This is a genomic window from Sphaerisporangium sp. NBC_01403 (genome assembly GCF_045040145.1).
GTDB lineage: Bacteria > Actinomycetota > Actinomycetes > Streptosporangiales > Streptosporangiaceae > Sphaerisporangium > Sphaerisporangium viridialbum.
In genome coordinates, this window is sequence record NZ_CP109534.1 from 8,966,888 (window position 1) to 8,980,737 (window position 13,850).

General features: G+C 72.1%; 9 protein-coding genes. 8 read left to right on the forward strand and 1 reads right to left on the reverse strand.

The annotated features are described in order from the left end of the window. Window positions 1–75: 75 nt before the first annotated feature. Window positions 76–1,356 (forward strand): diaminopimelate decarboxylase, encoded by a 1,281-nt coding sequence (gene lysA / locus OG589_RS40450; RefSeq protein ID WP_405143955.1) that lies wholly within the window; start codon window positions 76–78, stop codon window positions 1,354–1,356. Window positions 1,357–1,375: 19 nt separating this feature from the next. Here lysA and OG589_RS40455 read toward each other — a convergent pair whose 3' ends face one another. After that, complete coding sequence (locus OG589_RS40455) at window positions 1,376–4,264, reverse strand: AAA family ATPase (RefSeq protein ID WP_405143956.1); 2,889 nt, start codon at window positions 4,262–4,264, stop codon at window positions 1,376–1,378. Window positions 4,265–4,673: 409 nt separating this feature from the next. On the opposite strand from OG589_RS40455, the gene dnaK reads away from it, so the two are divergent. From dnaK to OG589_RS40490, 7 genes are all read left to right on the forward strand, one after another. Beyond that, window positions 4,674–6,584 carry a molecular chaperone DnaK gene (gene dnaK, locus OG589_RS40460; RefSeq protein ID WP_405143957.1) on the forward strand — a complete coding sequence of 637 codons (1,911 nt, stop codon included), beginning with the start codon at window positions 4,674–4,676 and terminating at the stop codon, window positions 6,582–6,584. Window position 6,585: 1 nt separating this feature from the next. Further along, window positions 6,586–7,176, forward strand: a complete 591-nt coding sequence (locus tag OG589_RS40465) for a nucleotide exchange factor GrpE (protein WP_405143958.1) — start codon at window positions 6,586–6,588, stop codon at window positions 7,174–7,176. A 9-nt stretch (window positions 7,177–7,185) separates the two neighbouring features. After that, window positions 7,186–8,184, forward strand: coding sequence for a DnaJ C-terminal domain-containing protein (locus tag OG589_RS40470; RefSeq protein WP_405143959.1), 999 nt, complete (start codon window positions 7,186–7,188; stop codon window positions 8,182–8,184). Continuing rightward, a complete protein-coding gene (locus OG589_RS40475; RefSeq protein ID WP_405143960.1) occupies window positions 8,181–8,636 on the forward strand; it encodes a chaperone modulator CbpM in 456 nt (151 codons plus the stop codon). The genes OG589_RS40470 and OG589_RS40475 overlap by 4 nt, the downstream gene beginning before the upstream one ends. Beyond that, window positions 8,618–11,248 (forward strand): ATP-dependent chaperone ClpB, encoded by a 2,631-nt coding sequence (gene clpB, locus OG589_RS40480; protein WP_405143961.1) that lies wholly within the window; start codon window positions 8,618–8,620, stop codon window positions 11,246–11,248. The genes OG589_RS40475 and clpB overlap by 19 nt, the downstream gene beginning before the upstream one ends. Before the next feature lie 37 nt (window positions 11,249–11,285). Further along, window positions 11,286–11,720, forward strand: coding sequence for a thioredoxin (trxA, locus tag OG589_RS40485; protein ID WP_405143962.1), 435 nt, complete (start codon window positions 11,286–11,288; stop codon window positions 11,718–11,720). Between the two features lie 63 nt (window positions 11,721–11,783). Next, complete coding sequence (locus OG589_RS40490; RefSeq protein WP_405143963.1) at window positions 11,784–13,463, forward strand: FAD-dependent oxidoreductase; 1,680 nt, start codon at window positions 11,784–11,786, stop codon at window positions 13,461–13,463. The last annotated feature ends 387 nt before the right edge of the window (window positions 13,464–13,850 follow it).

The following is a 13,850-nucleotide window of genomic DNA, read 5'->3' on the forward strand; positions in this document are numbered from 1 at the left end:
TGCTTGCGAGCCTCAGCATCGAAGTCTTCGATGCTCTCCCCGGGTGAGCGGTCCGGAGTCCTAGCCTCGGAGCCCATGACACTGGTGATCGACGATGTGTGGCCCCGTACGGCGGCCTGGGCCGGCGAGCGACTGACCATCGGCGGGGTCGGCGCGCGCGAGCTGGCCGCCGAGTTCGGCACCCCCGCCTACGTCGTCGACCAGGCCGAGTTCGAAGCCCGGTGCGCCGAATGGCGGGACGCGCTCCCCGGCGGCGAGGTCCACTACGGCGGCAAGGCGTTCCTGTGCCCAGAGATCGTCCGCTGGCTCGACCGGCTCGGCCTCTGCCTGGACGTGTGCACAGGCGGGGAGCTGGCCGTGGCGCGGGCCGGCGGCATCGCGCCCGGGCGGGTGGTGTTCCACGGCAACAACAAGTCGGCCGCCGAACTGCGCGCCGCCGTGGCCTGGGGCGTCGGGTGCGTCGTGGTCGACTCGTTCACCGAGATCGAGCGGCTGGCCGCCGTCGCCACCGCCGCGGGCGTGCGGCAGAGCGTGATGGTACGCGTCACCCCCGGCGTGAACGCCCACACCCACGAGTTCATCGCCACCGGCGGCGACGACTCGAAGTTCGGCTTCTCGCTCAACGCGGGCCTCGCCGCCGAGGCGGTCAGGCGGGTGCTGGCGGAGCCCTCGCTGGAGCTCACCGGGCTGCACTCCCACATCGGCTCGCAGATCACCGACCTGGACGGGTTCGCGCTCGCCGCCCGCCGGATGGCGAGCTTCCTGCTGACCCGCGAGCTGGAGCACGGCATCACGATTCCCAAGCTCGACTTCGGCGGTGGCCTCGGCATCGCCTACCGTCCCGGCGACCCGGTGCCGCCCCGGCCCGCCGAGGTGGTGGCGGCGCTGCGCGCGGTGCTGCCCGACCACGTACGTCCGGCGGTGGAGCCCGGCCGCTCGATCGCCGGGCCGACCACGGTCGCGCTGTACGAGGTCGGCACGGTCAAGGAGATCCCGGGCGTGCGGACCTACGTCAGCGTGGACGGCGGGATGAGCGACAACCCGCGCCCGGCGATGTACGGCGCGGCCTACACCGCCGCCCTGGCCTCCCGCCGCTCCGACGCCCCGCCCCGCGTGGTCACGGTGGTCGGCAAGCACTGCGAGAGCGGTGACGTGCTGATCCGCGACATCGCGCTGCCCTCGGACCTGCGGCCCGGCGACCTGCTCGCGGTGCCGGCGTCCGGGGCCTACCAGCGGGCCATGGCGAGCAACTACAACCACGTCACCCGCCCGCCGGTGATCGCGGTCAGCGAGGGGTCGGCCCGCGTGATCGTACGCCGCGAGACCGAGGAGGACCTGCTCCGCCTCTACCCGTGAGCCCGCTCCGCGGCGCGGGTCAGCGGTGGTCGAGCCCGCCGGGACGTTCCAGGTCGCGCCCCTGCTCGACGGCGAGGCGGGTCAGCTCGACGCGGGAGGCGATGCCCAGCTTGCGGAAGATCTGGCGCAGGTGGAACGCCACCGTGTGCACGCTGATGAACATCTGGTCGGCGACCTGCCGGTTGGTCCATCCCTGGGTGACCAGGAGCGAGACCGCGCACTCGGTGTCGGTCAGGCTGGCCCAGCCGGAGACCGGCCGCTCGGCGGTCGCCCAGTGCCGGTGCCTTACCCCCATCCTGCGCAGCCTGCGGCGCAGGCGGGCGGCGTCCCTGGCCGACCCGGTCTCCTCGTAGCCTGCCAGCGCCTCGTCGAGGCTCCGCACGGCCTCCTGGTGATCGCCGGACCCGGCCAGCACCACGCCGAGGTCCTCGGCGGCCGAGGCGCGCGCCCACGCGTCCGTCCCCTCCTTGGCGGCGAGGCCCAGCGCCTCGGCGTCCCCTTCGAGCAGCCCCCGGGCGTGCGTGGCTGCGGCGCGCACCGTACGGAAGCCCGGGTTGCCGCCCGCGAGGTTCTCCGCGGCCGTGACCGCCAGCTCCGCGCGGGCGCGGTCGCCCGCGGCGAGGGCGACGCGGACCAGCCAGGGCGCGCAGGCGGGGTCGCCCACGAGCACCTGGCACTGCTCCCTGAGCTCGGGATAAAGGTGCCCGACCAGCTTCATCGCCTCCACGGGGCCGTCGCGGGCCTCGGCGACCTGGGCGGCGAGCATCGAGCACCGCGCGGGAACGGTGGCGTCGGCGTGGCGGGACAGCCGGTCGCGGTCGGCCGAAAGATGCTGGGCGGCCGTACGCAGGTCGCCCCGCCGCAGGGCCACGGTGCCGAGCACGGACGCCGCCGTCGAGCTGAACAGGTGAGTGCCGAGGCTTCCCGCCAGGTCGAGGCCGACCTGGGCCTCCGCCACGGCGTCGTCCAGCCGTCCGGCCACCAGCTCGACCCGCGCGCGGAGCACGGCGGGAGTGGAGGCCCAGGCACTGTGGCCGAGCGCCTCGACCTCCTCCCTGGCCTCCCTGACGACGATCTCCGCTTCGTCGAGCCTGCGGATGTCGGTCAGCATCGACGCCAGGGCCAGGCGCGGGTGGGTGCGGCGTACCGCGACCGAGCCGCCCTGCGCCCGGCGCACGGCCTCGCGGGCCAGCCGTAGTCCGTCCGCGAGCCGGCCGGAGTTCCACCGGGTCATCGCGAGGACCACCATCGCGCCGGCGACCACCGCGTCCCCGTGGCGCTCGGCCGCCGCCAGCACCGCCTCGGCCTCCTTCGCGGCGCGCCGCGTGCCGGGCAGGCCGGCGAGGCCGTACAGCAGGGCGAGGGTGGCGCGGTCGCGCAGATGGCCGGACAGGCCCGGCTCGGTGAGCGCGGCATCCGCCTCCGCGACGGCCTCGGCCGCCTGGCCGCCCATGAACAGGATGCCCGACAGCGCGCAGCGCAGCTCGGCGGCGGCCGGAGGCGACACCGGCCGGGCCAGCGCCGAACGCACGAGCCTTCCCGCCTCGTCGAGGCGCCCCGCCTCCGTGGTGGCCTCGACGGCGGTGACGACCCGGGCGAACCTGCCAGGGTCGGACAGGTCGCTGAGCTCGACGGCCTGCACGGCGAGGTCCGCGGCGGCGCGCGGCGAGCAGGCCAGGACCTCGATGACGGCCTGGTCGAGGCCGGTCAGCGTACGCGCGTCGCCGGGCCGGGTGCCCTCGATCAGGTGGCCCGCGGCGCGCATCGGCGAACCGCCCCGGTCCAGGAGGATCTTGCCGATCTGGTGGTGCAGCGCGTGGCGCACGGGAGGGGGCAGCGCGGCGACGACGGCCTGCCAGACCAGCTCGTGCCGGAACTCCAGCGCCTCCTGCGTCGTCACGAGTATGCCGGCGTCCATGGCCTCCTCGAAGGCCGGAAGCAGCGCGGCGGGAGGCGTGCCGACCAGCTCGGCGGCGTCCTCCGGCGAGAAGGACCGGCCGAGGACGGCCGCCGCCTCGACGAGCTGCCGCGTGTCACGGCCCAGGCCGTCCAGCAGGTGCCGTACGAGGGCGTGCACCCGCTCGGGGGCCTTCGCGGAGAGCAGGCGGGCCCGGCCTCCCGCGACCTCGACGGTGCCCTCCTCGCGCATGCCGGAGAGAAGCTCGGTGAGCAGGAAAGGGTTGCCGCCCGCGCCCGCGGCGAGGGCGAGCAGGTCCGGCTGGGGCACGGCGCCTAGCACGTCGGCGGCCACCTCGGCCACCACGTCGTCGGGCAGCGGCCCCAGCTCGACGCGGACCGCTCCTTGCTTTTCGAGGCAGCGGAAAAGGCGTTCCGCCTCGACGTTGCGCCCCTTGCGCGACCCGGGCGCGCTGCGGGCTCCCGGCGTCCACGAGCCCGTGGAGGTCCTGGACGGCGACGGGGCACCTCCGGGAAGGCTCAGGGCGGACGGGGGGCCCGTCACGGTGCAGCGGGCGAGCAGCCAGACGACCGGTTCCGAGCTCAGCTCCCAGTGCAGCGTCCGCAGCGCCGCGAGCGTCGCGGGGTCGGCCCACTGGAGATCGTCCAGGCCGACCAGCACGGGACGGGTGGCGGTGCAGCTCTTCAGCCGCACCCGCAGCTGTTCCACCAGCTGGATACGGGGGTCCAGCTCCTCATTGCGGCGGGCGTGGGCGGGCGGCTCGTCCAGGGCCATGAACAGCGGGGCCAGCGGGATGAACTCCTCCAGCTCCTCCGCCCCGCCGGTCACAGGAAGAAACCCCTGCCGGGAGGCGTGGGAGGCGGCCTCGGCGAGCAGCAGGCTCTTGCCCGTGCCGGGCTCGCCCTCGACGAGCAGGGTTCCCCCCAGGCCGTCCCCGGCCGCCCTCAGGAGATGGATGAAGGTGTGCCATTCGGGCTCGCGTCCACGCATGTGTCCCCCCGTGACGGGGTTTCGTCCTCGGCGGGGGTCTTCGACCTGCCGGATGGGCGGCCCCGCTCAGCCGGTGGCGGCCGCGCTCCACTCCGGCTCACCTGCCTCCAACCACAGTACACATGGCCGGGGAAAGGCCTCTCGAACAGGGCGGCATCCTCAATTCGGATAGACACCGGGCCGTCCGGGGCCGCCCGCTTCCCCCGCGATCGGGATCTCGCCGCTTCCCCGCCCTCGCCTGGCCCGGGCGGCGGAGGCGGGGCACGCGAACGACTAGCAGGTTGGAGGATGTGGGGTTCCTCTCCGCTGACAAGGGTCGAGGGTGTGGGCGTACGCGCCGAGGCACGCGGGTGCCGGGGCGGGCGTGCGCGTCGCCGTGCCAGCGTGCACGCCGCCAGGGGAGGTAGAAATGGCGAAGGCAGTCGGGATCGATCTCGGCACGACCAACTCCGTCATCGCGACAACAGAAGATGGGCAGCCGGTCGTCATCCCCAACGCGGAAGGGCAGCGGACCACGCCCTCGGTGGTCGCCTTCACGGACACCGGTGAACGCCTGGTGGGCCAGCTCGCCCGGCGCCAGGCCATCCTCAACCCCAAGGGCACGATCTACTCCGTCAAGCGGTTCATCGGGCGCCGCTTCGACGAGGTGCAGAGCGAGATAAACGCCGTCTCCTTCGACGTCGTGCCGGGGCCCGACGACGCGGTCCGGTTCAAGGTCAAGGACAAGCTGTACGCGCCGGAGGAGATATCCGCCCTGATCCTGCGCAAGCTCGTCGGCGACGCGGCGAAGTTCCTGGGAGAGAAGATCACCGAGGCGGTCATCACGGTGCCCGCCTACTTCAACGACGCCCAGCGCCACGCCACCAGGGACGCCGGCAAGATCGCGGGCCTGGAGGTCATGCGCATCATCAACGAGCCGACCGCGGCCGCGCTCGCGTACGGGCTGGACAAGAAGGGCAGCGAGACGGTCCTGGTCTTCGACCTCGGCGGCGGCACCTTCGACGTCAGCATCCTGGACATCGGCGAGGGCGTGATCGAGGTGCGCTCCACCGCGGGCGACACCCACCTGGGCGGCGACGACTTCGACCGCCGGATCGTCGACTACCTGGCCGACGAGTTCCAGCGGCAGGAGGGCATCGACCTGCGGCGCGACCCCCAGGCGCTCCAGCGGCTGTTCGAGGCCGCCGAGAAGGCCAAGGTCGAGCTCTCTTCCGTCACCCAGACCACCATCAGCCTGCCGTTCATCACCGCGGACGCCAACGGCCCGAAGCACCTCAACACCACCCTCATGCGCTCCACGTTCGAGGAGATCACCCACGACCTCATCGAGCGCACCATGGGGCCGGTCAAGCAGGCCATGGAGGACGCCAAGCTGACGGCCGACGACCTCGACGAGGTCATCCTGGTCGGCGGCTCCACCCGCATCCCGGCCGTGCAGGCCCTGGTGCGCCGCCTCACCGGCGGCAAGGAACCGAACATGACGGTCAACCCGGACGAGGTCGTCGCCGATGGCGCCGCCATCCAGGCCGGAGTCCTGAAGGGCGAGGTCAAGGACGTCCTCCTGCTCGACGTCACGCCCCTGTCGCTCGGCATCGAGACGCTCGGCGGCGTGATGACCAAGGTCCTCGACCGGAACACGACCATCCCCGCACGCCGTACGGAGACGTTCAGCACCGCGGAGGACAACCAGAACGCCGTGGACGTCGTGGTCCTCCAGGGCGAGCGCGAGCGCGCGGCGGACAACCGGGCACTCGGCCGGTTCCGGCTGGAGAACATCCGCCCGGCGCCCCGTGGAGTGCCCCAGGTCGAGGTGACCTTCGACGTCGACGCCAACGGCATCCTCAACGTCACCGCCAAGGACAAGGACACCAGCGCCGAGCAGCGCATCACGATCAGCGAGAGCTCCAACCTCGACAAGGGCGAGATCGACCGCATGGTCCAGGACGCCGAGCGGCACCGCAGCGAGGACGCGAGGGTCCGCGAGGCGATCGACGCGAGGAACGAGCTGGACTCGGTGGCCTACCAGGTCGAACGCCGGCTCACCGAGCTCGGCGACGCGGTGCCCGTGCACGAGAAGGCGCGCGCGGAACAGCTCATCGCCGACGCACGCCAGGCGATCAAGGAGGAGGCGCCCGTCGAGCGGCTGCGCGACCTCAGCTCGGAGCTCCAGCAGGTCTACCACAGCCTCAGCGCCGTCCAGGCGCCGCAGGGCGAGCCCGCGGGGGCAGGGGCCGGGACCGCCGGGGCGTCCGCACAGCAGGGTCCGTCCGCCGGCGGTGACGACGACGTCATCGACGCCGAGTTCACGACATCGGACTGACATGAAAGGCCACCACGGCGAGACGCCTCCGGGCACGGGTCCTCCCGGCGAGGGCTGGACACCGGCAGGCCCCTCCGCCGCCGACCTCGGCGTCGAGCCCGACACGGAGGCGCCCGCCGCCGAACCGGACGACTCCGACCGCTCGGCCGTCGCCGACATGGACGAGAAGATCGCCGAGCTGGAGGACCGCTGGCTGAGGTCCGCCGCCGAGCTGGACAACCTCCGCAAGCGCATAGCCAGGGACGCCGAGCGCATCCGCGTGGAGGAGCGGGCCCGCGTGGTGCGCGAATGGCTGCCGATCGTCGACAACCTGGACCTCGCCCTCCGGCACGCCGACGCCGACCCGAACGCCGTCATCCAGGGTGTGCGGGCGGTGCGGGACCAGGCCGTGGCGCTGCTCGCCCGGCTCGGGTTCCGACGCCACGACGACGTCGGAGTGCCGTTCGACCCGAGCCGCCACGAGGCCGTCAGCACGGTGGCGGACCCCGACATCGCGCCGGGGACGGTGGTCGAGGTGGTACGGCCCGGCTACGGGGACGCCGACCGGCAGCTACGCCCGGCGGCGGCGGTCGTCTCCACGAAGCCGGAGTGAGGCGGAGCGATGGCGGCGCGCGACTACTACGAAGTCCTGGGGGTGCCGAGGACGGCGAGCCAGGACGAGATCCAGCGCTCCTACCGCAAGCTCGCCCGCACCTACCACCCCGACGTGAACAAGGATCCCGAGGCCGAGGAGAGGTTCAAGGACGTCTCCGAGGCCTATGACGTGCTGTCCGACCCCGACAAGCGGCGGCGGTACGACGCGTTCGGGCCCGACTGGCGTTCGGTGCCGGAGGACGTCGATCCGGAGGCCTGGTCCAGGGCGAGGGCCCGGGCCGGTGCGGGCGCAGGAGCGGGCTGGGGCGGCGGCGGAGGCTGGGGACGCGCTGGCGGCCGCAGTACGGCCGGGCAGGGCCAGGGGTTCAGGTTCACCTCCGACGAAGGCATGGACATCGACTTCGAGGACCTCTTCGGCGGCATGTTCGGGGGAGGGGCCCGGGGAGGCGGGCGCCGCTGGGGGCCGGTCCCCGGCGCCGACCAGGAGGCCGAGATCACTCTCACGGTCGACGACGCCTACCACGGCGGGCGCCGCACGATCACCGTCCAGGGGCCGGGGGGGCCGCGCACCCTCCAGGTCACGATCCCGCCCGGGGTGACGGACGGCCAGCGCATCAGGCTCGCCGGCCAGGGCGGTCACGGCGCCGACGGCGGCCGGACCGGAGACCTGTACCTGGTCGTCCGGATCTCCGATCCCCGCTACCGCGTCGAGGGGCGCGACATCTACGTACCGCTGCCGCTGGCCCCCTGGGAGGGGGCGCTCGGCGCGACCGTCGCCTTCGACACCCCCGGCGGCGAGGCCAAGCTGAAGGTGCCGCCGGGGACCTCCACAGGACGCCGGCTGCGCCTGCGCGGGCGGGGGCTGCCGAACCCGAAGGGCACGCCCGGCGACCTGTACGCCGAGGCGCAGATCATGGTGCCGCCCACGCTGAGCGACGAGGAGCGGAGCCTGTTCGAGCGGCTGGCGGCGGTCTCCGACTTCAACCCGAGGAGGACGAGGCGATGAGCTCCCGCAGATCAGGAGGACGCGGCGAGTCCGCGCGGCCGTTCCCGCGATCACGCGGCGAGTCCGCCCGGCTGTTCCCGCGAGCGCGAGAGGAGTCCGCGCGAGCGGAACGGCGCGGTGAGAGCGCGTCGATTACGACGGCTCTGGTGCGGATGCCGGGTATCGGCCTGGAGGCGTTCGCGCGCGCAGGAGGGCTCCACCCCGACCAGGTGCGCCGGCTGGTCACCCTCGGGCTCCTCGACCCGGTGGCCGGCACCGGGGACGACCTGAGGTTCCCGCCGTCGCAGCTAATCCTGCTCGGCCGGATCGAGCGGCTGCACGCCGGCCTCGCCCTCAACTACGCGTCGCTCGGCGTGGTGATCGACCTGCTCGACCGCATCGCGGAGCTGGAGTCGGCTCTGCGGACCCGCTCACGACCTACGGGAGTGCCATCGTGGACCCGAACCGACTGACCCAGAGATCGCAGGAAGCCCTGCACGACGCGCAGACCAAGGCCATCCGGTACGGGCACACCGAGGTAGACGGCGAGCATCTGCTGCTCGCGCTGCTCGAACAGCCCGAAGGGCTCGTACCCCGCCTGCTGTCCGCGGCCGGCGGCGACCCGGACAAGCTACGCCTGGAGCTGGAGAACGAGCTGGAACGGCGTCCCAGGGTAAGCGGCCCCGGCGCCTCTCCCGGGCAGGTCTACGTCACCCAGCGCCTTTCCCGCGTGCTCGACCTCGCCGAGCAGGAGGCCAAGCGGCTGAAGGACGAATACGTCTCCGTCGAGCACCTGCTGCTCGCGCTCGTGGACGAGGGCGCGGAGACCGCGGCGGGCCGTCTGCTCCAGGGCCACGGGATGACCCATGAGCGGCTGCTGGAGGTGCTCACCCAGATCCGCGGCAACCAGCGCGTGACCTCCGCCAACCCCGAGGTCGCCTACGAGGCCCTGGAGAAGTACGGGCGCGACCTGGTGGCCGAAGCCCAGGCGGACAAGCTCGACCCGGTCATCGGACGCGACGCCGAGATCCGCAGGGTCATCCAGATCCTGTCACGCAAGTCCAAGAACAACCCCGTGCTCATCGGCGACCCCGGTGTCGGCAAGACCGCGATCGTCGAGGGCCTCGCCCAGCGCATCACCAGGGGAGACGTCCCCGAGGGGCTGAAGGACAAGACCATCTTCAGCCTCGACATGGGCGCACTGATCGCGGGCGCGAAGTACAGGGGCGAGTTCGAGGAGCGGCTGAAGGCCGTGCTCACCGAGGTGAAGGCCTCTGAGGGACGGATCCTGTTGTTCATCGACGAGGTGCACAACGTCGTCGGCGCGGGCGCCACCGAGGGCGCCATGGACGCGGGCAACATGCTCAAGCCGATGCTGGCGCGCGGCGAGCTGCACCTGATCGGCGCGACCACGGTCGCCGAGTACCGCAAGTACATCGAGAAGGACGCGGCACTCGAACGCCGCTTCCAGCCGGTGTTCGTGGACGAGCCGTCCGTCGAGGACGCCGTCTCGATCCTGCGTGGCCTGCGCGAGCGCCTGGAGGTGTTCCACGGCGTGAAGATCCAGGACAGCGCGATCGTCGCCGCCGTGGTCCTCAGCCACCGGTACATCTCCGACCGGTTCCTGCCCGACAAGGCGATCGACCTCGTGGACGAGGCCTGCGCCATGCTGCGCACCGAGATCGACTCGATGCCCGCCGAGCTGGACGAGCTGACGCGCCGGGTGATGCGGCTGGAGATCGAGGAGGCCGCCCTGGCCAAGGAGGACGATCCGGCGAGCCGGCAGCGGCTCGAAGCGCTCCGGAAGGAGCTGGCCGACCTGCGGGCCGAGGCCGACGCCATGCGCGCCCAGTGGGAGGCCGAGCGGCACGCGCTGAAGAAGGTGCAGCAGCTCCGCCAGGAGATCGAGGCGGTGCGGCGCGAGGCCGAGCAGGCCGAGCGCATGTACGACCTGAACCGCGCCGCCGAGCTGATGCACGGCAAGCTCCCCGAGCTGGAGCGGAAGCTGCACGCCGCCGAGGAGCAGCTCGAGTCCAAGCAGGGCGGCCACCGCCTGCTCCGCGAGGTCGTCACCGAGGACGAGATCGCGTCGATCGTGTCCAGGTGGACGGGCATCCCCGTCAGCCGCCTCAAGGAGGGCGAGCGCGAGAAGCTGCTGCGACTGGACGAGATCCTGCACGAGCGGGTCATCGGCCAGGACGAGGCGGTGCAGGCGGTGGCGGACGCGATCATCCGCGCCCGCTCGGGCATCAAGGACCCCCGCCGGCCGATCGGCTCGTTCATCTTCCTGGGCCCGACGGGCGTCGGCAAGACGGAGCTGGCCAAGGCCCTGGCCGAGGCGCTCTTCGACACCGAGGAGAACATGGTCCGCGTCGACATGAGCGAGTACCAGGAGCGCCACACGGTCAGCCGGCTGGTCGGCGCGCCTCCCGGATACGTCGGCTTCGAGGAGGGCGGCCAGCTCACCGAGGCGGTGCGGCGCAAGCCGTACTCCGTGGTGCTGTTCGACGAGATCGAGAAGGCGCACGCGGACGTCTTCAACGTCCTGCTCCAGGTGCTCGACGACGGGCGCCTGACCGACGCGCAGGGCCGTACGGTCGACTTCCGCAACACCGTGATCATCATGACGTCGAACATCGGGTCGCACTACCTGCTCGACAGCGTGACGCCCGCGGGGGAGATCGAGCCGGAGGCGCGCGAGCTGGTCATGGCGGAGCTGCGCTCGCGCTTCCGCCCGGAGTTCCTCAACAGGATCGACGACACGGTGCTGTTCAAGCCGCTCACCCTGCCCGAGATCGAGCAGGTCGTGTCGCTGATGTTCAACGACATCAGGGCCCGGCTCGCCGACCGCCAGATGACCCTCGAGGTCAGCGAGCCCGCGCTCCGCTTCATCGCCGAGCAGGGCTTCGACCCGGTCTACGGCGCCCGCCCGCTGCGGCGGTTCATCGCCCGCGAGGTCGAGACGCGGATCGGGCGCGCGCTGATCGCGGGGGACGTCCGCGACGGGGCCGTCATCCACGTCGACCTGGTCGGTGACCACCTCACGGTCTCGTACGAGAACCCGGCCGGCCAGGAAGCGGCGTAGTCGTCCTTCAGCCGTCCGACGTGAGGAGGTCGTGGGGATGTCAACCTCGACAATCGTGAAATGCCGGAACTGCGGGCACAAGAACCGCGTGCCCGCGGCGGCCGACGGGATCCCGCGCTGCGGCGAATGCCACGAGCCTCTGCCGTGGATCGCCGAGGCCGGGGACGACGACTTCGGCGAGGTCGTCGAGGCCGCGTCCATCCCGGTCGTCGTGGACTTCTGGGCCGAGTGGTGCGGCCCGTGCCGGATGGTCACCCCGGTGCTGGAACAGCTCGCGGGTGACCTCGCGGGCAAGGTCAAACTCGTGAAGGTGAACGTCGACCGGTCTCCGAAGCTGGCCGAGCGGTTCTCCATCCAGGCCATCCCCATGCTGATGATCATGAACAAGGGTCAGATCGTGGCCCAGCGCGCGGGCGCCGCACCCGGCCCCGTGCTGCGCGCGTGGACAGAGGAGGCCCTCGGCACGAGCTGAACGCTCGCGACCGTACGGATCCGTCCAGAGCGGGGGTAGGCGACCTACGACCCGAGGAACGGCATGAGCGAGCAGATACCGGAGACGCCCGATCTCTACGGGGCCTACCCCCGTCTGGGCGACGAGGCGATCGCCACCCTCGCCAGGTACGGCGAGCGGCGGCCCACGCGGGTGGGAGACGTCCTCTTCCAGGAAGGGGAGCCGTGCCCGACCTTCTACGTCGTCCTGTCCGGCAAGGTCGCGATCGTCGAGCGCTACGACGACGAGGAGCACGTGCTCGGCGTCCACGGGCACGGCCGGTTCCTGGGGGAGCTCGGGCTGCTCACCGGCCAGGCGGGGTTCCTGCGGGCCGTCGTCAGGGAGGCCGGCGAGGTGCTCGCGGTGCCGGTGACCGACCTGCGCGCCATGGTCGGCAAGGAGCCCGCGCTGGGCGACCTGATCCTGCGCGCCTACCTCATCCGGCGCACCATCCTGATCGAGCTCGGCGCCGGTTTCCGCATCATCGGGTCGCGCTACTCGCCGGACGCCCGGCGGCTCCGCGAGTTCGCCGCGCGCAACCGCATACCGCACAAGTGGATCGACCTGGAGGAGGACACGGAGGCCGACGAGCTGCTCCACCACCTCGGCTTCACGCCCGAGGACACCCCGGTCGTCATCCTGCGCGGGGAGCGGGTGCTGCGCAACCCGTCCAACGCCGAGCTGGCGCGGGCGATCGGCCTGCCCGTCCCGCTGGCCCGCGAGATCGTCGGCGACCTCGTGGTCGTCGGCGCGGGACCGGCCGGCCTGGCCGCCGCGGTGTACGGGGCGTCGGAGGGGCTCGCGACCTTCGTGATCGACGCCGTGGCGACCGGCGGGCAGGCGGCGACGTCCTCGCGCATCGAGAACTACCTCGGCTTCCCCTCGGGGATCTCCGGGGGAGAGCTGGCCGAACGGGCGGTCATCCAGGCGGAGAGGTTCGGCGCCAAGTTCTCGGTGCCGGTCGAGGCGGTCTCGCTCGGCCAGCGGGACGGGTTCTACGTGATCGGCCTCGACGAGGGCAAGGTGGCCAACGCCCACGCGGTCGTGATCGCCACGGGCGCGCGGTACCGCAAGCTCGACGTGCCGGGCCTTGAGGAGTTCGAAGGGGAGGGCGTCTACTACGCCGCCACTTTGTTCGAGGCGCAGCTCTGCCTGCGCGACCCCGTGATCGTCGTGGGGGGAGGGAACTCGGCGGGCCAGGCGGCCATCTTCCTCGCCCAGCACGCCGGGCGCGTACGGCTCCTGGTGCGGTCGGGTGACCTCGGCAAGGACATGTCCCGGTACCTCGTCGACGAGATCGAGCGCAACCGGGGAGTCCAGGTGCTCCTCAACACCGAGGTGCGCGAACTGATCGGCGACAGGGCGCTCCAGGGCGTCGTCGCCGAGAACAACCGCACCGGGGAGCGGCGCGAGATCGAGGCGAGGGCGGTCTTCGTCTTCATCGGGGCCGACCCTCACACGCAGTGGCTCGCCGACGAGGTCGCGCTGGACGATAAGGGGTTCGTCCTCACCGGTCCCGACGCCGTACACGCCGGGGGCGACGGCGAACGGTGGGAGAAGCCCGGAAGGCCGTTCCCCCTGGAGACCAGCCGGATGGGCGTGTTCGCCGTGGGCGACGTACGGAGCGGTTCCATCAAACGGGTGGCCTCGGCCGTCGGCGAGGGCTCCATGGCCATCCGCCTCATCCACGAACACCTGGAAACGGGGGGCCTCCCTCCCGTCTGAGCGTTCGTATGTCGCCCCAACCTGTGCGACTGCGTGTCACGACCGGGAATTCGGGGACGTCGTAGATCCGGACCGGTCGTGGTGTTTTGCCTGCCGTGCCAGGGGTCGACGTTCGGATGGTGTGAGGTGCGGGTTGGTGGCATTGGGGGTTTTGTGCCCGCCCGTGACCCGCTTGACGGGTGGTCCGTAGGCTGCCCACCCAGGCCGTGGCCTCCACCGGTGGGCGGGACTCGCTCGTCTCTGGATTCCTTCCGTCCGTATGTCCCCAACCCATGGCGCCCCGCGTCACCACTGGGCGCGCCCGAAGGTACAGATCTTGGGGCGCGCCCGAAGGTGCAGATCTTGGGGCGGGCCCGAAGGTGCAGATCTTTGGGGCGGGCCCGAAGG